The sequence below is a fragment of the Streptomyces sp. NPDC046866 genome (assembly GCF_040704625.1).
In the GTDB taxonomy this organism is placed as follows: Bacteria; Actinomycetota; Actinomycetes; order Streptomycetales; family Streptomycetaceae; genus Streptomyces.
In genome coordinates, this window is record NZ_JBEYXN010000009.1 from 14,473 (window position 1) to 35,921 (window position 21,449).

Genomic DNA, 21,449 nt, shown 5'->3' on the forward strand with positions numbered 1-21,449 from the left:
ACCGGAATTGAGGGGTCCGAGCGGGGGTCGGGACCGGTCCCTACCGTCGTGGCATGACTCTTCGCAGCACGCTTCGTACGCGCACGTCGCACCGGGCGGGAGCGGGCAGCGGCCCGGGCCGCCCCCGCCCCTCGGACGGCCGCCTGCGCCGCGCCGGCAGCCCCCGCCGCACCGCCGACTCCCCCGACCCGGAGGTCCTCCGCCGCAGGGCCGAAGCTCTCCTGGGCGGCGGCCCGCCGCCGGGGGCGGGGCGAGCAGGCCCTGCGCCGGGCCCGTCCGCGGAGGCCGAGGCGGGTTCGGCGGCGGGGTCACCGCCGGGGGCGGGAGCCCGGCTGTCGAGGACTCCGCCGGAGAATCCGATGGGTTACGGCGCCGCATCCCTCGGGGCCGGAGGGTCCGGCGCCGCCCACCGCGCAGCGGGGGCCGCCCCGGGCGGGTCCGCGGGTGAGGCCGTCGCCCCCGCTTCCGGTGCCGGGCGGGAGCTCGGGTCCGCGGCGGCGGGGCCTGCGGCCGGGCGGTGGGTCTCCGTCCGGGAGCGGTTGCCGGTGTGGGTGCAGGCGCGGGTGGCGGTGCAGCCGCGGGCGGTCGCCGCCGTGGCGGTGGTGCTGGGCGCGGCGGTCGTCCTCGGGGTGCAGCAGTACTGGTCGGCCCGGCCGCAGCCGGTGACCGCGCCCGCGGTGGTGGGCCCGGCTCCGGCTTCGGCTCCGGGGCCCGTCGGCGGGCCGCCCGCCGGGTCCCGGATCGTGGTGGACGTCAGCGGCAAGGTCCGTGAGCCCGGGGTGCGGCGGCTGCCCGCCGGATCGCGGGTGGAGGACGCGCTCGCCGCCGCCGGGGGAGTGCCGCCCGGCACGGACACCACCGGGCTCAACCGGGCCCGGGTGCTGGTCGACGGCGAGCAGGTGGTGGTCGGAGGCCCGGCGCCGCCGCCCGCGCCGGGTGCGGCCGGGCCCGGTTCCGGGCCGCTGAGCCTCGGTTCGGCCACCGTGGAGCAGCTGGACGCGCTGCCCGGGGTCGGGCCGGTGCTGGCGCAGCACATCGTGGAGTACCGGACCGCCCGCGGCGGCTTCCGGTCCGTGGAGGAGCTCCGGCAGATCGACGGCATCGGCGAGCGGCGCTTCGCCGACCTGCGCAAGCTGGTGCGGCCGTGAACCGGAGTGAGGAGCGGGGGCCGGCGGACCTGCGGCTGGTGGTGCCGGCGCTGGCCGCCTGGGCGGCGGCCGCGGCCGCGCTCGACGCGCCGGCCGGGTGGACCGCGGCCGCGGCGGGGTTCGGCGTTGCGGCAGCCGGGCTGCTGCTCCTGGCGGGGTGCCGCCGGCCCGAGCGGCTGTGGCGGGCCGGGACGGCCGCGGCCCTGGCCCTGCTGTGCGCGGCCGGCGCGGCCGCGGTGGCGGGGATGGCCCGGGCCGAGGAGCGTGCCGGGCCGGTGGCGGGGCTGGCCCGGGAGCACGCCCGGGTCGTCGCCGAGCTCACCATCGCCTCCGACGCGCGGAGCACCCGCGGCGGCAGCGGGCCGCCCGCCGTGGTGCTGGACGCGGTGGTGACCCGGGTGGGGCTGCCCGGCGGCGGCCGGATGCGGGTCGCGACCCCGGTGCGGGTGCTCGCCGATCCGCAGTGGTCCGGGCTGCTGCCCTCCACCCGCGTGGCGGTCGAGGCCCGGCTGGCCCCCGGCCGGGCCGGGGAGCGGGCCGTGGCGCTGCTGCGGCCCGCCGGGCAGGCCCCGCCGCGGGTGACCGGCGGCCCGAATGCCGTCCAGCGGCTCGCCGGGCGGCTGCGGGTCGGGCTGCGCCGGGCCACCGAGGGCCTGGCGCCCGACGCCCGGGCCCTGCTGCCGGCGCTGGTGGTCGGGGACACCTCCCGGGTGCCGCCCGACCTGGACGCGGCGTTCCGGGCCACCGACCTGCTGCACCTGCTGGCCGTCTCCGGGTCCAACCTGACCGTGGTGCTGTTCCTGCTCATCGGGCCGCCGGCCCGCGCGCAGCACGCCGAGCGCCGCGGCCTCGCGCCGCGACTGGGCCTGTCCCTGCGGGCGACCGCTCTCGCCGGCGCGGTGCTGACCCTCGGCTTCGTGGTCGTCTGCCGGCCCGACCCGAGCGTGCTGCGGGCCGCGGCGTGCGGGGGCGTCGGCCTGCTGGCCCTCGCCACCGGCCGGCGCAGATCCCTGCTCCCCGCCCTGGCCGCCGCCGTGCTGCTGCTGGTGCTCCACGATCCGTGGCTGGCCCGGAGCCCGGGGTTCCTGCTCTCCGTGCTGGCGACCGGTTCCCTGCTGACCCTCGCCCCGCGGTGGAGCGCCGCTGTGCGGCGGCGCGGTGTGCGGCCGCGGTTCGCGGACGCGCTGGGGGCCGCCGCGGCCGCCCAGGCGGTGTGCGCCCCGGTGGTCGCGGTGCTGTCGGCGCGCATCAGCCTGGTCGCCGTGCCGTGCAACCTGCTGGCGGAGCTCGCGGCGGGTCCCGCGACCGTGCTCGGCTTCGCGGTCCTCACGGTGGCCCCGCTGTGCATGCCGGCCGCAGAACTGCTCGCCCGCTGTGCGGCGGTGCCGGCCGGGTGGATCGCCGCCGTGGCCCGGGGCGGGGCGCGGCTGCCCGGGGCGGAGGCGCCCTGGCCGGGCGGGCTCACCGGGGGGCTGCTGCTGGCCGCGGCGACCGCCGCCGCCGTCGGCCTCGGCCCGCGGATCCGGGGCCGGCCGTGGGTGTGCGCGGCGCTGGTGGTGCTGCTGCTCCTGGCGGTGCTGCGGCCGCCGCAGCTCACCCGTACGCTCACCGGCTGGCCTCCGCCCGACTGGAGCTACGTCCAGTGCGCCGTGGGCCAGGGCGATGCCGCCGTGCTCGCCGCCGGGCCGGGCGCCGCCGTGGTGGTGGACGCGGGCCCCGAGCCGGAGCCGGTGGACGCGTGCCTGCGCAGCCTGGGGGTGCGCCGGGTGCCGCTGCTCCTGCTGACCCATTTCCATGCCGACCACGTGGGGGGCCTGGCCGGGGTGCTGCGGGGCCGAGCCGTCGGGGTGATCCAGACCACCACGCTGGAAGAGCCCGCCGGGCAGGCCCGGTTCGTCCGGCGGACCGCGGCGGCCGCCGGGGTGCCCGTCGCGCCGGCCACGGCGGGGGAGCGGCGCCGGGCGGGGCCGCTGGAATGGCGGGTGCTGTGGCCGCCGCCCGACGGCCCGCGGCCCGAGGGGCCCAACGACGCCAGTGTGGCCCTGCTGGTCCGCACGGGCGGCCTGACCCTGCTGCTGCTCGGCGATCTCGAACCACCGTCCCAGCAGGCCCTGTTGACGGCTTATCCGGACCTCGGGCCGGTCGATGTGCTCAAGGTGGCCCACCACGGCTCGGCGCACCAGGACCCGGCGCTGCAGGCCCGGATCCGGCCGCGGCTGGCGATCGTCCCGGTGGGTGAGGGCAACCGCTACGGCCACCCCGCCGCGGGTACGCTCGCGCGGCTGCGCTCACTCGGCGCGGCCGTCCTGCGTACCGACAGCGACGGCTCGATCGCCGTCACGGGAAGCGGTCCGGGCCTGCGGGGCGTCCCGTCGGGACGAAGGCGGCGACACGCCCATAGGGGGCGGGGCCCCTCTGTTTGCCCCCGACTCGACAGCATGATCGAATGCGTTCTCGCCACAGGGCAAACAGTCCATTCAGCACGGGGGTGCATCAACCATGTTCGGTCGCAGACGGGGGACGGAGACGGCCGGAAGCGCCGGCTCGCAGACATCCGCGACCCTGACCCTCCCTCATACGGCGCGCCTGCTCAGCTGTCGGGTCCTGGACACCGTCCACCAGCCGGTCCGGCAGGCGGCGTTCGAGGTGACCGACCCGATCGGCCGGCGCATCGTCGGCGGCGAGACCGACCCGTACGGCGGCTTCACCGCGGCCGTCCCGGAGGGCGAGTACCGGCTCACCGTCACCGCCGAGGGCTTCGCGCCCTTCCACGGCGCGACGATCGTGGGCGATGCGGCGCAGCCCGGTACCGCCGAGATCATCCTCGATGCGGTGGAGCCGCCGCTGCTGCCGCAGCCCGGCCACTGGGAGCTCGACCCGGCGCACTCGTCGATCGCCTTCACGGCCCGGCACATCGGCTTCGCCCGGATCCGGGGCCGGTTCAACACCTTCGCCGGCGCGGTGCGGATAGCCGACCGCATGGAGGACTCCTCCATGCACGTGATCATCGATGCGGCGAGCATCGACACCGGGCTGCGGATGCGCGACGACCACCTGCGCTCGGCGGACTTCCTGGACGCCGCCCGCTACCCGACCGTGGAGTTCTACAGCGAGCGGTTCATCCACCGCAGCGGCAGCCGCTGGGCCGTCGCGGGCGCGCTGACGCTGCACGGCACCAGCCGCTCGGTGACCCTGGACACCGAGTACCTGGGCCAGGGCACGGGGCTGGAGGGCGAGCCGCGCGCCGCCTGCCGGGCCTCCGCCGAACTCCACCGCGAGGACTTCGCCCTGGACTGGCAGTCCGTGCTGGCGAACGGGATCGCGGCGATCGGCTCCGGCGTGGACGTCACCCTCGACGTGCAGATCGTCCACAAGGCCTGAGACGGGCCCGGGAGGTCCTACGGGGCCTCCAGCCAGCCTTCGTACGCGGCGGCGAGGCCGTCCAGCTCCGTTGCGTCGAGCCGCCCGCCGGGATCCTCGACGACCACCAGCCACTGGGCGTCCTCGGCGTCGTCCTCGCCGGCCAGGGCGTCGCGGACCAACTGCGGCTCCTCCGGCAGGCCGAAGCGGTCGACGACCTCCCCGGCCACCTCCTCGGCGGCGTCGCGGTCGGGCAGCACCAGTACATGTCGCAGGTTCACCCGACCATTCTCCGGTACGCGGCGCGGGGGACTGTCGGTGCGGCGTGGGATCCTGGGGGCGATGGCCACCAGGAAGAACACCACCGACGATCCGCTCGCCCCGCTCACCCTGGCGGTGGGGCAGGAGGACCTGCTGCTCGACCGCGCCGTACGGGAGGTGGTCGCGGCCGCCCGCGCCGCCGACCCCGACACCGACGTGCGCGACCTCAACCCCGAGCAGCTCCAGCCCGGCACCCTGGCCGAGCTCACCAGTCCCTCGCTGTTCTCCGAGCGCAAGGTGCTGGTCGTGCGCAACGCGCAGGACCTGTCCGCCGACACCGTCAAGGACGTCAAGGCGTACCTGGCGTCGCCCGACGAGGACGTCGTCCTCGTGCTCCTCCACGCGGGCGGCGCCAAGGGCAAGGGCCTGCTGGACGCGGCCCGCAAGGCGGGTGCCCGGGAGATCGCCTGCCCGAAGATGGCCAAGGCCGCGGACCGGCTGGCGTTCGTCCGCGGCGAGTTCCGCACGGCGGGCCGCTCCGCGACCCCGGAGGCCTGCCAGGCGCTGGTCGACGCGATCGGCAGCGACCTGCGGGAGCTGGCCAGCGCGGTGGCGCAGCTCTGCGCCGACGTCGAGGGCACCATCGACGAGGCGGTGGTCGGCCGCTACTACACCGGCCGGGCCGAGGCCTCCAGCTTCACCGTCGCCGACCGGGCCGTCGAGGGCCGGGCGGCGGAGGCCCTCGAAGCCCTGCGCTGGTCCCTGGCGACCGGCGTGGCCCCCGTCCTGATCACCAGCGCGCTGGCCCAGGCGGTCCGGGCGATCGGCAAGCTGGCCTCCGCGCCCCGCGGTGCCCGGCCCGGCGACCTCGCCCGCGACCTCGGCATGCCCCCGTGGAAGATCGACCGGGTCCGCCAGCAGATGCGCGGCTGGTCGGCGGACGGCGTCGCCGACGCCCTGCGCGCGGTCGCGGAGGCCGACGCGGGTGTCAAGGGCGGCGGTGACGACCCCGAGTACGCCCTGGAGAAGGCCGTCGTGGCCGTAGCCCGCGCAGCCCGCCCCCGCCGGCCCGCGTACTGACCGCCACCGCCGACAGCCGGGCCCGCACGGCGGCCCGGCCGCGCCGGTGCTCCCGCCAGAGCAGCACCTGCCCACTGACCCCGATGAGCGCGCCCACCACGCCGAGGACGATCAGCGGACTGACCCACCCTGCCGAATCGGCAGCGGGCTCCTGAACGACCTGCCCGCCCTGCCGGATCGGGCCGGTCTGCTGCCCGCTGCTCAGGTCCTTGAGGGTCAGCTGCCCGATGCACCGGGCCAGCCCGCCCACCTCGGCCTGCCGGCGGGCGTCCAAGGCGATCGCGGTCCTGGTGGCGGTCGGAGCCGGGCCGGTCGGCGATGCGACCGGCGCGGGGGAGCGGCTCGGTGCTGCCATGTCGCCGGAGTCGGAAGGGGCCGGGGCGGAGGGCCACGCCGTGGCGGCGTATGTGGAGAAGGGGTCGGGGCCGAGGCTGGACGCCGGCTGGAGGAACAGCTCGCCGCCGCCCTCGTCGCGTGCGGCGAGCGTGATCCCGGCGACGGCGACTGCCAGGGCGATCAGCAGGCCCATGCCGCTGAGCAGCCATCCCCAGCGCGGAATCCCGCCTCGGGTGCGGCCCCTGGTGCGCATGGCACCCAGGGTGCGGGTGGGCACCGGGCGCCGCATGCGCGCAGTGGCGTTCGGGGTATGCCGAAGGCCCCGGCCGCCACCCTGGGGAAGGGTGGAGGCCGGGGCCTTCGGTCACTGCTGTGTGCGCCGCACCCGCGTGGCGAACGCAGGCCGCGTGCGGCGCGGGGTGCCGGTCAGGAGCGGATGAGAGGGCCCGCTTGGTCCGTCCCGGCGATCACATCGAGTGCGGAACCTCAGACGGAGGCAACCTTGGAGGCCAGCGCCGACTTCTTGTTGGCGGCGGCGTTCTTGTGGATGACACCCTTCGAGACGGCCTTGTCCAGCTTCTTGGAAGCCAGGCGGACCGCAGCGGTGGCCTTCTCCGCGTCGCCGGCGAGGATGGCCTCGTTGGCCTTGCGGATGAAGGTGCGCAGCTCGGACTTGACCGACTTGTTGCGAAGGCGAGCCTTCTCGTTGGTCTTGTTCCGCTTGATCTGGGACTTGATGTTCGCCACGAAAGAGCCTTTTCAGGTTCAGAGTTTTTTCCGGACGTGTCCCGTCTGCTGAGAGGGCATGCGAGACACAGCCACCCAGGCTACCAGGCACGCTTCGACCGGCCCAAACCGAGCGCATCCCTGCGTCCATGGGACCATGGGAGTCTGCGTACAGATCCGCCTGTCGCACAGACCGACGCTCAGCCAACGCTTCAGACTGCGACCCGAGAATCAGGACACTGCGTGCCCGCCATCCCCAGCAACGTGCCCGAGCCGAGCCGTACCGACCCGGCGCTGATCCGCAACTTCTGCATCATCGCGCACATCGACCACGGCAAGTCGACGCTTGCCGACCGGATGCTCCAGCTGACCGGCGTCGTCGACCAGCGGCAGATGCGCGCCCAGTACCTGGACCGCATGGACATCGAGCGTGAGCGCGGCATCACGATCAAGTCCCAGGCGGTCCGTCTGCCCTGGGCCCCCACCACGGGCGACGGCGTGGGCAAGACGCACATCCTCAACATGATCGACACCCCGGGGCACGTCGACTTCACCTACGAGGTCTCCCGCTCCCTCGCCGCGTGCGAGGGCACGATCCTCCTGGTGGACGCCGCCCAGGGCATCGAGGCCCAGACCCTCGCCAACCTCTACCTGGCGATGGAGAACGACCTCACCATCGTCCCGGTCCTCAACAAGATCGACCTCCCGGCCGCCCAGCCGGAGAAGTTCGCCGAGGAGCTGGCGAACCTGGTCGGCTGCGACCCCGACGACGTGCTGCGGGTCTCCGCCAAGACCGGCATGGGCGTGGACGCGCTGCTCGACCGCGTGGTGCAGGAGGTCCCGGCGCCGGTCGGCGTCAAGGACGCCCCCGCCCGCGCGATGATCTTCGACTCCGTCTACGACTCGTACCGCGGCGTCGTCACGTACGTCCGTGTGGTCGACGGCACGCTCAACAAGCGCGAGCGCATCCGGATGATGTCCACCAACGCCACGCACGAGCTGCTGGAGATCGGCTGCAACTCGCCCGAGATGCTGCCGGCCGACGGCCTCTCGGTCGGCGAGGTGGGCTACCTGATCACCGGTGTGAAGGACGTCCGCCAGTCCAAGGTCGGCGACACCATCACCCAGATGACGGGCGGCGCCACCGAGGCGCTGGGCGGCTACAAGGACCCCAAGCCCATGGTGTTCTCGGGCCTGTACCCGCTGGACGGCTCCGACTACCCCGAGCTGCGCGACGCGCTGGACAAGCTCCAGCTCAACGACGCCGCCCTGGTGTACGAGCCGGAGACCTCCGCCGCCCTCGGCTTCGGCTTCCGCGTCGGCTTCCTCGGCCTGCTGCACCTGGACGTGATCCGCGAGCGCCTGGAGCGCGAGTTCGGCCTCGACCTGATCGCCACCGCGCCGAACGTCGTCTACCGGGTCGTCCTGGAGGACGGCAAGGAGATCACGGTCACCAACCCGAGCGAGTTCCCCGAGGGCAAGATCTCGGACGTGTTCGAGCCGGTCGTGCGCGCCACGATCCTCGCCCCGACCGAGTTCATCGGCTCGATCATGGAGCTGTGCCAGAACCGCCGCGGCACCCTGCTCGGCATGGACTACCTCTCCGAGGACCGCGTCGAGATCCGCTACACGCTGCCCCTCGCCGAGATCGTCTTCGACTTCTTCGACCAGCTGAAGTCCAAGACCCGCGGCTACGCCTCCCTGGACTACGAGCCCACCGGCGAGCAGTCCTCCAGCCTGGTCAAGGTGGACATCCTGCTCCACGGCGACAAGGTCGACGCCTTCTCCGCCATCACCCACAAGGACGCCGCGTACGCGTACGGCGTGCGCCTGGTGGCCAAGCTGCGCGAGCTGATCCCGCGGCAGGCCTTCGAGGTGCCGGTCCAGGCGGCGATCGGCTCCCGCGTCATCGCCCGCGAGACCATCCGCGCCATCCGCAAGGACGTCCTCGCCAAGTGCTACGGCGGTGACATCTCCCGCAAGCGGAAGCTGCTGGAGAAGCAGAAGGAAGGCAAGAAGCGCATGAAGATGGTCGGCTCGGTGGAGGTCCCGCAGGACGCCTTCATCGCCGTCCTGTCGAGTGACGAATCGGGCGCGAAGAAGAAGTAGCCGTCCGTAGCCGCCTGCCGTGCACGGCAGGCGGAACAGGCCCCCGCGCAGCGCCGCGGGGGCCTGTTTCGTTATGAATCGGCGGCTCAAGGGCTCTTACGCGTCAGCCGGAGGCGCCCTACCCTGATCACTACCCGTTTGGTTACTCGCCAGTTACAACCCCTGGTTGCAAGCCCTGTTGGAAGCCGCCGTCCCCCCACTAGGGCGGCAGGCCCTGCCGCGTGGTCCGGAGGACGTCCGTGAGCGACACACAGACCCTGATCGAGAACCGTCCGCCCACCGTGGCGGCCCTCTTCCTTGAGCGTGTCGCCGCCACGCCGGACAACGAGGCCTACCGGTACCCGGTGCCCGCCGCCTCCGGCAGCGGACCGGACGACTGGAAGTCGCTGAGCTGGGGCCAGGCGGCCGAGCGGGTCTTCGCCATCGCCGCCGGACTGATCGACCTCGGCCTGGAGCCCGAGCAGCGGGTCGCGCTCGCCTCCAACACCCGCGTCGAGTGGATCCTCTCCGACCTGGGCGTGATGTGCGCGGGCGGCGCCGTCACCACCATCTACCCCAGCACCAACGCCGAGGAGTCGGCGTTCATCCTCTCCGACTCCGCCAGCCGCGTGCTGATCGCCGAGGACGCCGCCCAGCTGGCCAAGGCCCGCGAGCGCCGCGCCGACCTGCCCGAGCTCGCCCACGTGGTCGTCCTGGACGCCGCCGACGCGGTCGCGGCCGAGGGGGACCCGGAGGGCTGGGTGCTCTCCCTCGCCGAACTCGAGGCGCGCGGCAAGGAGTACCTCGCCAAGCACCCGGACGCGGTCAAGGAGCGCATCGGCTCCATCACCTCCGACCAGCTCGCCACCCTGATCTACACCTCCGGCACCACCGGCCGCCCCAAGGGCGTCCGCCTGCCGCACGACAACTGGTCGTACATGGCCAAGGCCACCGTGGCCACGGGCATGATCTCCAGCGACGACGTCCAGTACCTGTGGCTGCCGCTCGCCCACGTCTTCGGCAAGGTGCTCACCTCCGGCCAGATCGAGGTCGGGCACGTCACCGCCGTCGACGGCCGCATCGACAAGATCATCGAGAACCTTCCGGTGGTCCAGCCCACCTACATGGCGGCCGTCCCGCGCATCTTCGAGAAGGTCTACAACGGCGTGGCGGCCAAGGCCCGCGCCGGCGGCGGCGCCAAGTACAAGATCTTCAAGTGGTCGGTCGGCGTGGCCCGCGAGTACGCCCGGACCACCCAGGACAACTACCGCCGCACCGGCAACCCGAGCGTCCCCCTCGGCCTCGCCGCCAAGCACAAGATCGCCGACGCGCTCGTCTACTCCAAGCTCCGCGACGCCTTCGGCGGCCGGCTGCGCGCGGCGGTCTCGGGCGCCTCGGCCCTCGCCCCGGAGATCGGCTACTTCTTCTCCGGCGCGGGCGTCCACATCCTGGAGGGCTACGGCCTCACCGAGTCCAGCGCCGCGTCCTTCGTCAACCCCGGCGAGGCCTACCGCACCGGCACCGTCGGCAAGCCGCTGCCCGGCACCGAGGTCCGCATCGCCGACGACGGCGAGATCCTCCTCCGCGGCCCCGGCATCATGCAGGGCTATCACGGCCAGCCCGACAAGACCGCCGAGGTGCTGGAGGAGGACGGCTGGCTGCACACCGGCGACATCGGCGAGCTCTCGCCCGACGGATACCTGCGCATCACCGACCGCAAGAAGGACCTGATCAAGACCTCCGGCGGCAAGTACGTCGCCCCGGCCGAGATCGAGGGCCAGTTCAAGGCGATCTGCCCGTTCGTGTCGAGCATCGTCGTGCACGGCGCCGACCGGAACTTCTGCACCGCCCTGATCGCCCTCGACGAGGCCGCCATCCTCGGCTGGGCCGCCGAGCACGGCCTGGAGGGCAAGAGCTACGCCGAGGTGCTCGCCGCCGCCGAGACCAACCGGCTCGTCGAGACGTACGTACAGACCCTCAACGAGGGCCTCCAGCGCTGGCAGACCATCAAGAAGTTCCGGATCCTGCCCCGCGACCTCGACGTCGAGCACGGCGACCTCACCCCCAGCCTGAAGCTGAAGCGGCCGGTGGTCGAGCGTGAGTTCAAGCACCTGATCGACGAGATGTACGAGGGCGCCCGCGAGGCGTGACCCCTGCACGGCGGCGGTGCCCGGGCCCCGCGGCCCGGGGCGCCGCCGGCCGCGGCGCCCCCGGCAAGGGCCCGGGCGGGCTCCGGCGGCCGGGGCCCCGGGCGGCGTGCGGGACAATGGTGGCATGCCTTCCGCCCTGCCCGACGGTGACCCCATGCCCGAGGACGGCGCCCTGCCCTCGCACGCCCTGGCGGGCGCAGGGGACCGGCCCCTCGGCTTCTACCTGCACGTCCCCTACTGCGCCACGCGCTGCGGGTACTGCGACTTCAACACCTACACGGCCACCGAGCTGCGGGGCACCGGCGGTGTGCTCGCCTCCCGCGACAACTACGCCGACACCCTGATCGACGAGGTCCGCCTCGCCCGCAAGGTCCTCGGCGACGACCCGCGCAGCGTGCGCACCGTGTTCGTCGGCGGCGGCACCCCCACGCTGCTGCCCGCCGCGCACCTGGTCCGCATGCTCGCGGCGATCCGCGACGAGTTCGGGCTCGCCGACGACGCCGAGATCACCACCGAGGCCAACCCGGAGTCCGTGGACCCCGCCTACCTCGCGGAGCTGCGCGCCGGCGGCTTCAACCGGATCTCCTTCGGCATGCAGAGCGCCAAGCAGCACGTGCTGAAGGTGCTGGACCGCACGCACACCCCCGGCCGCCCCGAGGCGTGCGTCGCCGAGGCCCGGGAGGCCGGCTTCGAGCACGTCAACCTGGACCTGATCTACGGCACCCCCGGGGAGTCGGACGACGACTGGCGGGCCTCGCTGGACGCCGTCCTCGGCGCCGGGCCCGACCACGTCTCGGCGTACGCGCTGATCGTGGAGGAGGGCACGCAGCTCGCGCGGCGCATCCGGCGCGGCGAGGTCCCGATGACGGACGACGACGTCCACGCCGACCGGTACCTGATCGCCGACGAGGTGCTCGCCGCGGCGGGCTACGGCTGGTACGAGGTGTCCAACTGGGCCACCTCGCAGGCCGGGCGCTGCCTGCACAACGAGCTGTACTGGCGGGGGGCCGACTGGTGGGGCGCCGGTCCCGGGGCGCACAGCCACGTGGGCGGCGTGCGGTGGTGGAACGTGAAGCACCCGGGCGCGTACGCGGCCGCGCTGTCCGAGGGGCGGTCGCCCGGCGCCGGGCGTGAGCTGCTGTCCGAGGAGGACCGGCGGGTGGAGCGGATCCTGCTGGAGCTTCGGCTGGTGGACGGCTGCCCGCTGTCCCTGCTGGCTCCGGCCGGGCTGGCGGCGTCCCGCCGTGCGCTGCAGGACGGCCTGCTGGAGCCGGGCCCCTACGCGGACGGCCGCGCCGTCCTCACCCTCCGCGGCCGGCTCCTCGCCGACGCCGTGGTCCGCGACCTGGTCGACTGACCGCTGCCGCTGCCGCTGCCGCTGCCGCTGCCGCTGCCGCTGCCGCTGCCGCTGCGCGGAGCCGCTTCCCCTACCCGCCCCTTCCCGAAACCGGGGCCGACGCCCCGGACCCCGTTCCGTGCGCTTCGCGCCCGGTGCGCTCAAACGCCGCGCGGGCTGGATCGTGCCGCTGCGCGGCAATTCCAGCCCCGCCGGCGTTTGAGGCGCTGGGGTACCCCCAGCGGTAGCTGGGGGAGGGTCCGGGGGCGGAGCCCCCGGTTTCGGGAAGGGGCGGGGAGGGGACTGGCTCCGCGCAGCGGCAGCGGCAGCGGCGGCGTCAGGCCGTGACGTGGTCGATCAGGTGTTCCACCGCGCCCAGCAGCGGGGGCTCCAGGTCGCGGTACGAGGTCACCCGGGACAGGATGTGCCGCCAGGCGGCCCCCGTGTTCTCCGGCCAGCCCAGCGCCCGGCAGACGCCCTTCTTCCAGTCCTGGCCCCGAGGGACCTCGGGCCAGGCCCGGATGCCGAGCGCGGCCGGCTTCACGGCCTGCCAGACGTCCACGTACGGGTGGCCCACCACCAGCACGTGCTCCGAGGAGACCGCCGCGGCGATGCGGGACTCCTTGGAGCCGGGGACCAGGTGGTCCACCAGCACGCCCAGGCGGGCGTCCGGGCCGGGGGCGAAGGCCTCGACGATCGACGGGAGGTCGTCGACGCCCTCCAGGTACTCCACCACGACCCCCTCGATCCGCAGGTCGTCGCCCCAGACCCGCTCGACCAGCTCGGCGTCGTGCCGCCCCTCCACGTAGATCCGCCCGGCCCGCGCCACCCGCGCCCGCGCCCCGGGCACGGCGATCGAGCCCGACGCCGTGCGCTGCGGCCCGGCCGGCCCGGCCGGGGTCCGCGGGGGCCGTACGAGGGTCACCGCGGCCCCCTCCAGCAGGAACCCGCCCGGCTGGAGCGGGAAGACCCGCCGCTTGCCGAAGCGGTCCTCCAGCGTCACCGCGCCCGCCTCGCAGCCCACCACGGCCCCGCAGAAGTCCGTACCCGCCACCTCGACCACCAGGTCGGGCTCGGCCGGCACCTCGGGCACGGGCACGGCCTTGGCGCGCTTCCACGGCGGGGTCAGGTCGGGGGAGTACTCACGCATCCGGCCGACCTTAGGAGAGCCGGCGCGCTCAGACGCCCGACACGCCGAAACGCGCCGACAGTGTGTCGCGTTGCGCACGCACGAACGCCGCGTCCACCACCGCCCCGTGCCCCGGCACGTACAGGGCGTCCTCCCCGCCGAGCGCCAGCAGCCGGTCCAGGGCCGCCGGCCACTGCCCCGGCACCGCGTCGGGCCCCGCCTGGGGCTCGCCCGACTCCTCCACCAGGTCCCCGCAGAACACCGTCTCCCGCTCGCCCGGCACGAAGACGGCCAGGTCGTACCCGGTGTGGCCGGGGCCCACGTTGGCCAGCAGCGCCTGCACTCCGCCCAGTTCCAGCGTCCATTCGCCCGACACCAGGTGCCGCGGCGGCACGAGCAGGTCGGCGGCCTCGGCGGCCTCCGCCGGGTCCAGGCCGTGGCGCACCGCGTCCCTGCGCAGCCCGTCGCCGCCCGCGAGGAGCTCGGCGTCCAGGCCGACGGCCCCGTACACCTCGGCCCCGGAGAACGCGGCCCCGGCCAGGACGTGATCGAAATGGCCGTGGGTGAATGCGATATGGGTCACGCGCCGGCCCGTCAGCCGCTCCGCCTCGGCCCGTACCCGAGCCCCCTCCCGGAGGCTCGAACCCGGGTCGACCACGAGGACGGAATCGTCGCCGACCACCAGTCCCACCGTGCAATCCCACACCGGGAGGCGTCTGCGGCCGGTCCGCCGCGTCAACCGCTCCCACCCGGCCTCTTCCCAACGTACGTCCATGCCGCGACGCTACCTGGCAAGGTCACCTGGCGGGCCGCCCTTGCTAGCCGTGTACTACCCGGCCGTACACTGACCGGGGGTTCTCTGGCACTCGTGCGACCCGAGTGCCAGACGCCACGGACGATCACCACGACGACCCGCATCACAGCTGGAGGTGTGCACGCGATGCTCAGCGAACGCAGACTCGAGGTGCTGCGCGCCATTGTCCAGGACTATGTCGGGACGGAGGAGCCGGTCGGCTCCAAGGCGCTGACCGAGCGGCACCGACTGGGAGTCTCGCCGGCCACCGTGCGCAACGACATGGCGGTGCTGGAGGAGGAGGGGTACATCGCCCAGCCCCACACCAGTGCCGGGCGCATCCCCACGGACAAGGGCTACCGGCTCTTCGTCGACAGGCTCGCCGGCGTCAAGCCGCTGTCGACGCCCGAGCGCCGGGCCATCCAGAACTTCCTCGACGGGGCCGTCGACCTCGACGACGTCGTCGGCCGCACGGTGCGGCTGCTCGCGCAGCTGACCCGGCAGGTCGCGATCGTCCAGTACCCCTCGCTGACCCGCTCCACCGTCCGGCACGTCGAGCTGCTCGCGCTGGCACCCGCCCGCCTGATGCTCGTGCTGATCACGGACACGGGCCGGGTCGAGCAGCGGCTCGTCGACTGCCAGCTGCCGTTCGGCGAGGCCTCGCTGGCCGATCTGCGGGCGCGGCTCAACAGCCGCGTGGTGGGCCGCCGGTTCACCGACGTCCCGCAGCTGGTGCAGGACCTGCCAGAGTCGTTCGAGCCCGAGGACCGGCCGACGGTGTCGACCGTGCTGTCGACGCTGCTGGAGACCCTGGCCGAGGAGGCCGAGGAGCGCCTGATGATCGGCGGCACCGCCAATCTGACGCGCTCCGGGCACGATTTTCCCCTGACGATCAGGCCGGTGCTCGAGGCGCTGGAGGAGCAGGTCGTGCTCCTCAAGCTGCTCGGCGAGGCCAACGAATCGGGCATGGCCGTACGGATCGGGCATGAGAATGCCTACGAGGGACTGAACTCCACGTCCGTCGTGTCGGTCGGCTACGGTTCGGGCGGCGAAACTGTCGCCAAACTCGGCGTGGTCGGACCGACCCGCATGGACTACCCCGGAACGATGGGAGCGGTACGCGCAGTGGCACGTTACGTCGGACAGATCCTGGCGGAGTCGTAAGTGGCCACGGACTACTACGCCGTACTCGGCGTGCGCCGCGACGCATCGCAGGACGAGATCAAGAAGGCCTTCCGCCGCCTCGCGCGCGAACTCCACCCGGACGTGAACCCGGACCCGAAGACGCAGGAGCGCTTCAAGGAGATCAACGCGGCCTACGAGGTCCTCTCGGACCCGCAGAAGAAGCAGGTCTACGACCTCGGCGGCGACCCGCTGTCCTCCTCGGGCGGCGCGGGCGCGGGCGGCTTCGGCGCCGGCGGCTTCGGCAACTTCTCGGACATCATGGACGCCTTCTTCGGCCAGGCGGCACAGCGCGGCCCGCGCTCGCGCACCCGCCGCGGCCAGGACGCCATGATCCGCCTCGACCTCGAGCTGGACGAGGCCGCCTTCGGCACGACCAAGGACATCCAGGTCGACACCGCCGTCGTCTGCACCACCTGCTCCGGCGAGGGGGCCGCTCCCGGCACCTCCGCGCAGACGTGCGACATGTGCCGCGGCCGCGGTGAGGTCTCGCAGGTCACCCGGTCCTTCCTGGGCCAGGTCATGACCTCGCGCCCCTGCCCGCAGTGCCAGGGCTTCGGCACCGTGGTCCCGACCCCGTGCCCCGAGTGCGCGGGCGACGGCCGGGTCCGCTCCCGCCGCAGCCTGACGGTCAAGATCCCGGCCGGCGTCGAGAACGGCACCCGCATCCAGCTCGCGGGCGAGGGCGAGGTCGGCCCCGGCGGCGGCCCCGCCGGCGACCTGTACGTGGAGATCCACGAGCTCCCGCACCCGGTCTTCCAGCGCCGCGGGGACGACCTGCACTGCACGGTGACCCTCCCCATGACGGCGGCGGCCCTGGGCACCAAGTGCCCGCTGGAGACGCTGGACGGCATGGAGGAGGTCGACATCCGGCCCGGCACCCAGTCCGGCCAGTCGATCCCGCTGCACGGCCGCGGCGTGACGCACCTGCGCGGCGGCGGTCGCGGCGACCTGATCGTCCACGTCGAGGTGCAGACCCCCGCCAAGCTGGACCCGCAGCAGGAGGAGCTGCTGCGCCAGCTGGCGAAGCTGCGCGGCGAGGAGCGGCCGATGGGCCAGTTCGCGCCGGGCCAGCAGGGCCTGTTCAGCCGCCTGAAGGACGCGTTCAACGGCCGCTGAGCCGCAGGACCGCAGCTGCGGGCCCGGTCCGGGGACATGCCCCGGCCGGGCCCGCGGCGCGTCCGGCCGCCTGCGGCCGGACGCCGAAGGGGACCATGCCAGGCGAATGCGGTGATTCGGCCCCGTGGGCGGGACGTGGCACGATGCACAGCATGTCCTCGGCAGCGAACGGTCTGACCCGGTACCCGATCGTGCAGGCACCCATGGCGGGCGGCGCCTCCTGCCCGGCGCTGGCCGCCGCCGTGTGCGAGGCGGGCGCCCTGGGCTTCCTCGCCGGCGGCTACAAGACCGCCGACGGCATGTACCAGGAGGTCAAGCGGCTGCGTGCGCTCACCCGCCGCCCGTTCGGCGTGAACCTCTTCATGCCGCAGACCGGGCACGCCGACCCGGCCGCCGTCGAGGCCTACCGCGGCCAGCTGGCCGGCGAGGCCGGCTGGTACGACGTCTCCCTGGCCGAGGAGGACACCCTCGGCACCAGCGACGACGGCTACGACGCCAAGCTCGCGATCCTGATCGAGGACCCGGTCCCGGTGGTGTCGTTCACCATGGGCTGCCCCACGCCCGCGGTCCTCGCCTCCCTGCGCAAGGTCGGCACGTACAGCATCGTCACCGTCACCTCGGTGGACGAGGCCCGCGCCGCCCAGGCGGTCGGCGCCGACGCGGTGTGCGTCCAGGGCGTCGAGGCGGGCGGCCACCAGGGCACCCACCGCGACGACCCCCAGGCCGACGGCACGGCCCGGGTCGGGCTGCTCGCGCTCGTGGCGCAGGTACGGGAGGCGGTGGCCCTTCCGATCATCGCGGCGGGCGGGCTGATGCGCGGCTCGCAGATCGCGGCGCTGCTGGCGGCCGGCGCGGAGGCGGCCCAGCTCGGCACGGCGTTCCTCCCCTGCCCCGAGTCGGGCGCGCACCCGCTGCACAAGAAGGCGCTCACCGACCCGATGTTCCCGCACACCGAGCTGACCAGGGCGTTCTCCGGGCGCCCGGCCCGGGGCCTGGTGAACCGGTTCATGCGGGAGCACGGCCCCTACGCCCCGGCCGCGTACCCGCAGATCCACCACATGACCGCGGGCCTGCGCAAGGCGGCCGCCGCGGCCGGCGACCCGCAGGGCATGGCCCTGTGGGCCGGCCAGGGGCACCGGCTGGCGCGGGCGCTGCCGGCGGGCGGGCTGGTGGAGGTGCTGGCCGCGGAACTCGCCGAGGCGCAGAGCGCGTTGAACGACATGCAGAAGAGGAGTACGTCATGACCGCCCCCGTGTTCGTGGTCGAGGAGGTGCCCGCCGGGCCCCGGTTCGTCCTGGACGGCCCCGAGGGCCGGCACGCGGTCTCCGTGAAGCGGCTGAACCCGGGCGAGGCGGTGGTCCTCACCGACGGCCGCGGCGCATGGGCCGAGGCCGTCGTGGAGGCGGCCGAGGGCAAGGACCGGCTGACGGTGGCGGTCTGCGCCACCGGCCACGAGCCGGAGCCCGAGGTGCGGATCACCGTGGTCCAGGCCCTGCCGAAGGGCGACCGCGGCGAGCTGGCCGTGGAGACCATGACCGAGACCGGCGTCGATGCGATCGTGCCCTGGCAGGCCGCGCGCTGCATCACCCAGTGGCGCGGCGACCGCGGCGCCAAGTCCCTGGCCAAGTGGCGCAGTACCGCCCGCGAGGCGGGCAAGCAGTCGCGCCGGGTCCGCTTCCCGGAGGTGGCCGAGGCGATGAGCACCAAGCAGGTCGCCGCGCTGCTCGCCGAGGCGGACCTCGCGGTGGTCCTGCACGAGGACCGCGCCCACCCGTCGGGAGCCCTCGCCACCGCCGAGCTCCCGGCCAAGGGCTCCATCGTCCTGGTGGTCGGCCCCGAGGGCGGGGTCTCCCCCGAGGAGCTGGCCGTCTTCGCGGAGGCGGGCGCCCGGCCCTTCCGGCTGGGCCCCTCGGTGCTGCGGACCTCCACCGCCGGCACCGCGGCGGCGGCCGTGCTGCTGGCCCGGACCGGCCGCTGGTCCTGAAAGGCGCCGGTCCCGGAGAGCCGCCGTGCCCGAAAGGCGGGCCCTGGCCCGGGCGTCGGCGGATACGATGCCGGAGCTGATCAACGTCGACGTCGGCGCACCGCCCGCGTCACCCACGGAAGGCGAAGCAATGGCCGGGGAACCGCAGGCCGACTGCCTGTTCTGCAAGATCGTCGCGGGGACCGTCCCGGCGACGGTGGTCCGGGAGACCGAGACGACCGTCGCGTTCCGGGACATCAACCCCCAGGCGCCCACCCACGTGCTGGTGATCCCCCGCCTGCACTACCCCGACGCCGCCTCCCTCGCGGCCGCCGAGCCGAACGTCACCGCCGACGTGCTGCGCGAGGCCGGCGAGATCGCCGCCCAGGAGCAGGTCGACGAGCACGGCTACCGGATCGTGTTCAACACCGGCGCCGGGGCCGGCCAGACCGTCTTCCACGCGCACGCGCACGTCATCGGCGGGCGCGGCCTGCAGTGGCCGCCGGGATAGCCGTGTCCGTACGCGAGTTCGTGGTGCTGGGCACCGCCAGCCAGGTGCCCACGCGCCACCGCAATCACAACGGCTACCTCCTGCGCTGGGACGGCGAGGGCATCCTCTTCGACCCGGGCGAGGGCACCCAGCGGCAGATGGTCCGCGCGGGCGTGGCGGCCCACGACATCAACCGGATCTGCATCACCCACTTCCACGGCGACCACAGCCTCGGACTGGCCGGGGTGATCCAGCGCATCAACCTCGACCAGGTACCCCACCCCGTGACCGCGCACTACCCGGCCTCCGGGCAGAAGTTCTTCGACCGGCTGCGCCACGCCACCGCCTACCGGGAGACGGTGCAGCTGCGCGAGGAGCCGGTGGCCCGCGACGGGGCGCTGGCCCAGGGGCCCCCGTACACGCTGGAGGCCCGCCGGCTCTCCCACCCCGTGGAGTCCTTCGGCTACCGGCTCACCGAGCCCGACGGGCGCCGCATGGTGCCCGAGCTGCTCGCCCGGCACGGGATCAAGGGGCCCGACGTGGGCCGGATCCAGCGCGACGGGCAGCTGGGCGGCGTCGCCCTCGACGACGTCAGCGAGCTCCGGCGGGGCCAGAGCTTCGCCTTCGTCATGGACACCAGGCTCTGCGACGGGGTGGGCGCCCTCGCCGAGGGCTGCGACCTGCTGGTCATCGAGTCGACCTTCCTCGACGAGGACGAGCGGCTGGCCGTCGACCACGGGCACCTGACCGCCGGGCAGGCGGCCCGGGCGGCGCGTGACGCGGGCGTCCGCCACCTCGTGCTGACGCACTTCTCGCAGCGCTACGGCGACCCGTCGGAGTTCGAGCGCCAGGCCCGCGCAGCGGGCTTCGAGGGCGAGCTGACCATCGCCGCGGACCTGGCCCGCGTCGCCGTCCCCAAGCGCCGCTGACCCGCGCCGGACGGCCCGCCGCCGGAGCGCCGGGCGGCGGTGCGGCCCGGCGGCGGGGCCGGGCGGTGCCGAAGGGCCGCCCGGGGGTGGTGACGTGCGCCACACTGGGTGCTCGGCTCTGGAGGGGACCGGCAAGGCCGTCCGTCTTTCCGCTGTCGTCTTTCCGTCGAACGACCACGCGCAGACCGCTCGCAGAAACGACCCTTCGATCGGACCGGGGAGCAAGACGTGACCAGTCGGGACATCCGCACCAGCAGCAGCCGCACTGCCGCCGTGGACGGCCGCACCGCCGCCCTGGACCCGCTCGGCCCGCTGCGCGACCCCCACGAACCCGGCTGCGACGTCTTCCTGACCGGCACCGTCTTCCTCGACATCATCTTCACCGGCCTCGACTCGGCCCCCGTGCGCGGCACCGAGTCCTGGGCGCGCGGCATGGGCTCCAGCCCCGGCGGCGTGGCCAACATGGCCACCGCGCTGGCCCGGCTCGGCCTGCGCACCTCCCTGGCCGCGGCCTTCGGCGACGACCACTACGGCGAGTACTGCTGGGACGCGCTGGAGCAGGGCGAGGGCATCGACCTGTCCATGTCGCGCACCGTGCCCGGCTGGCACAGCCCCGTCACCGTCTCGATGGCGTACGAGGGCGAGCGGACCATGGTCTCGCACGGCCACGAGGCCCCGCCCCCGGCCGGTCCCGGCGTCTTCCCGCAGTGCCCGCCGCGCGCCCGGGCGGCCGTGGCCTCGCTGGCCCCCGGCCGGGAGGACGGCTGGATCGGCGAGGCCGCCCGCCGCGGCTCGCGGATCTTCGCCGACGTGGGCTGGGACGACAGCGGCCGCTGGGACCTGGCGGCCCTGACGGACCTGGAGCACTGCGAGGCCTTCCTGCCGAACGCGGGCGAGGCGATGCGGTACACGCGCACGGACTGCCCCAGAACGGCGGCCCGGCTGCTGGCCGAGCGGGTCCCCGTCGCCGTGGTCACGATGGGCTCGGAGGGCTCGTACGCGGTGGACTCGGGCAGCGGCGAGACGGTGCACGTGCCGGGCATCGCCGTGGACGCCCTGGACCCCACCGGCGCCGGGGACGTCTACGTCGCGGGCTACGTCACGGGCTCCCTGGCCGGCTGGCCGCTGGCCGACCGGCTCGCCTTCGCCGGCCTGACCGCCGCCCTGTCCGTGCAGGAGTTCGGCGGCTCCCTCTCGGCGCCGGGCTGGCCGGAGGTGGCCCACTGGTGGCGCACGGCCCCCGACGCCCTGCGCGGCCGCTACGCCTTCCTGGACGAGCTGATCCCGCGCGGTACGGCCCCCTCCCCGCGCCGCAGGGCGGTCCCGACGATCGGCTTCCGCCACTTCGCGTAGCCGCGC

Annotated in this window: 18 protein-coding genes and 1 pseudogene; 14 read left to right on the forward strand and 5 right to left on the reverse strand. The window is 74.4% G+C overall.

What is annotated here, in order from left to right; genetic code table 11:
• Positions 1-359 precede the first annotated feature (359 nt).
• From AB0953_RS15655 to AB0953_RS15665, 3 genes and pseudogenes are all read left to right on the forward strand, one after another.
• Complete coding sequence (locus AB0953_RS15655) at positions 360-1,148, forward strand: ComEA family DNA-binding protein (protein WP_366859999.1); 789 nt, start codon at positions 360-362, stop codon at positions 1,146-1,148.
• A 245-nt stretch (positions 1,149-1,393) separates the two neighbouring features.
• A pseudogene (locus AB0953_RS15660) lies at positions 1,394-3,517 on the forward strand (ComEC/Rec2 family competence protein); the annotation flags it as partial.
• A 130-nt stretch (positions 3,518-3,647) separates the two neighbouring features.
• Positions 3,648-4,529 (forward strand): YceI family protein, encoded by an 882-nt coding sequence (locus tag AB0953_RS15665; protein WP_366860000.1) that lies wholly within the window; start codon positions 3,648-3,650, stop codon positions 4,527-4,529.
• Between the two features lie 17 nt (positions 4,530-4,546).
• Here AB0953_RS15665 and AB0953_RS15670 read toward each other — a convergent pair whose 3' ends face one another.
• Entirely contained in the window at positions 4,547-4,789 is a 243-nt protein-coding gene (locus AB0953_RS15670; RefSeq protein WP_366860001.1) for a hypothetical protein, read from the reverse strand.
• Positions 4,790-4,850: 61 nt separating this feature from the next.
• Between AB0953_RS15670 and holA the strand changes: the two genes are divergently transcribed.
• Positions 4,851-5,849, forward strand: a complete 999-nt coding sequence (gene holA / locus AB0953_RS15675; protein WP_366860002.1) for a DNA polymerase III subunit delta — start codon at positions 4,851-4,853, stop codon at positions 5,847-5,849.
• Here holA and AB0953_RS15680 read toward each other — a convergent pair.
• Together AB0953_RS15680 and rpsT are read right to left on the reverse strand one after the other, a co-directional pair.
• Positions 5,758-6,438, reverse strand: coding sequence for a hypothetical protein (locus AB0953_RS15680; protein ID WP_366860003.1), 681 nt, complete (start codon positions 6,436-6,438; stop codon positions 5,758-5,760). The two genes, holA and AB0953_RS15680, sit on opposite strands and share 92 nt — an antisense overlap.
• A 233-nt stretch (positions 6,439-6,671) precedes the next feature.
• Complete coding sequence (gene rpsT / locus AB0953_RS15685) at positions 6,672-6,932, reverse strand: 30S ribosomal protein S20 (protein WP_361905322.1); 261 nt, start codon at positions 6,930-6,932, stop codon at positions 6,672-6,674.
• Positions 6,933-7,154: 222 nt separating this feature from the next.
• Between rpsT and lepA the strand changes: the two genes are divergently transcribed.
• The 3 genes from lepA to hemW all read left to right on the forward strand — a co-directional run bounded on the left by lepA (position 7,155) and on the right by hemW (position 12,506).
• A complete protein-coding gene (lepA, locus tag AB0953_RS15690) occupies positions 7,155-9,020 on the forward strand; it encodes a translation elongation factor 4 (RefSeq protein WP_366860004.1) in 1,866 nt (621 codons plus the stop codon).
• A gap of 239 nt (positions 9,021-9,259) precedes the next feature.
• Positions 9,260-11,149: an AMP-dependent synthetase/ligase gene (locus AB0953_RS15695; protein ID WP_366860005.1), complete on the forward strand. Its 1,890-nt coding sequence runs from the start codon at positions 9,260-9,262 to the stop codon at positions 11,147-11,149.
• 154 nt (positions 11,150-11,303) lie between these two features.
• A complete protein-coding gene (hemW, locus tag AB0953_RS15700; RefSeq protein ID WP_366860228.1) occupies positions 11,304-12,506 on the forward strand; it encodes a radical SAM family heme chaperone HemW in 1,203 nt (400 codons plus the stop codon).
• A gap of 316 nt (positions 12,507-12,822) precedes the next feature.
• On the opposite strand, the gene AB0953_RS15705 is transcribed toward hemW, so the two are convergent.
• Both AB0953_RS15705 and AB0953_RS15710 read right to left on the reverse strand, forming a co-directional pair.
• Positions 12,823-13,635 carry a DUF3097 domain-containing protein gene (locus tag AB0953_RS15705; protein ID WP_366860006.1) on the reverse strand — a complete coding sequence of 271 codons (813 nt, stop codon included), beginning with the start codon at positions 13,633-13,635 and terminating at the stop codon, positions 12,823-12,825.
• Between the two features lie 28 nt (positions 13,636-13,663).
• Entirely contained in the window at positions 13,664-14,389 is a 726-nt protein-coding gene (locus tag AB0953_RS15710) for an MBL fold metallo-hydrolase (protein WP_366860007.1), read from the reverse strand.
• 165 nt (positions 14,390-14,554) lie between these two features.
• On the opposite strand from AB0953_RS15710, the gene hrcA reads away from it, so the two are divergent.
• The 7 genes from hrcA (at position 14,555) to AB0953_RS15745 (ending at position 21,443) form a co-directional block, all read left to right on the forward strand.
• Positions 14,555-15,571, forward strand: coding sequence for a heat-inducible transcriptional repressor HrcA (gene hrcA / locus AB0953_RS15715; RefSeq protein ID WP_366860008.1), 1,017 nt, complete (start codon positions 14,555-14,557; stop codon positions 15,569-15,571).
• A complete protein-coding gene (gene dnaJ, locus AB0953_RS15720; protein WP_366860009.1) occupies positions 15,572-16,708 on the forward strand; it encodes a molecular chaperone DnaJ in 1,137 nt (378 codons plus the stop codon).
• Between the two features lie 152 nt (positions 16,709-16,860).
• Positions 16,861-17,952: a nitronate monooxygenase gene (locus AB0953_RS15725; RefSeq protein ID WP_366860010.1), complete on the forward strand. Its 1,092-nt coding sequence runs from the start codon at positions 16,861-16,863 to the stop codon at positions 17,950-17,952.
• Positions 17,949-18,692, forward strand: coding sequence for a 16S rRNA (uracil(1498)-N(3))-methyltransferase (locus tag AB0953_RS15730; RefSeq protein WP_366860011.1), 744 nt, complete (start codon positions 17,949-17,951; stop codon positions 18,690-18,692). The genes AB0953_RS15725 and AB0953_RS15730 overlap by 4 nt, the downstream gene beginning before the upstream one ends.
• Before the next feature lie 130 nt (positions 18,693-18,822).
• Positions 18,823-19,182 carry a histidine triad nucleotide-binding protein gene (locus AB0953_RS15735; protein WP_366860229.1) on the forward strand — a complete coding sequence of 120 codons (360 nt, stop codon included), beginning with the start codon at positions 18,823-18,825 and terminating at the stop codon, positions 19,180-19,182.
• A gap of 2 nt (positions 19,183-19,184) precedes the next feature.
• On the forward strand, positions 19,185-20,090 hold the full coding sequence (locus AB0953_RS15740; RefSeq protein ID WP_366860012.1) for a ribonuclease Z: 906 nt from the start codon (positions 19,185-19,187) through the stop codon (positions 20,088-20,090).
• A gap of 243 nt (positions 20,091-20,333) precedes the next feature.
• Entirely contained in the window at positions 20,334-21,443 is a 1,110-nt protein-coding gene (locus AB0953_RS15745; protein ID WP_366860230.1) for a PfkB family carbohydrate kinase, read from the forward strand.
• Positions 21,444-21,449 lie beyond the last annotated feature (6 nt).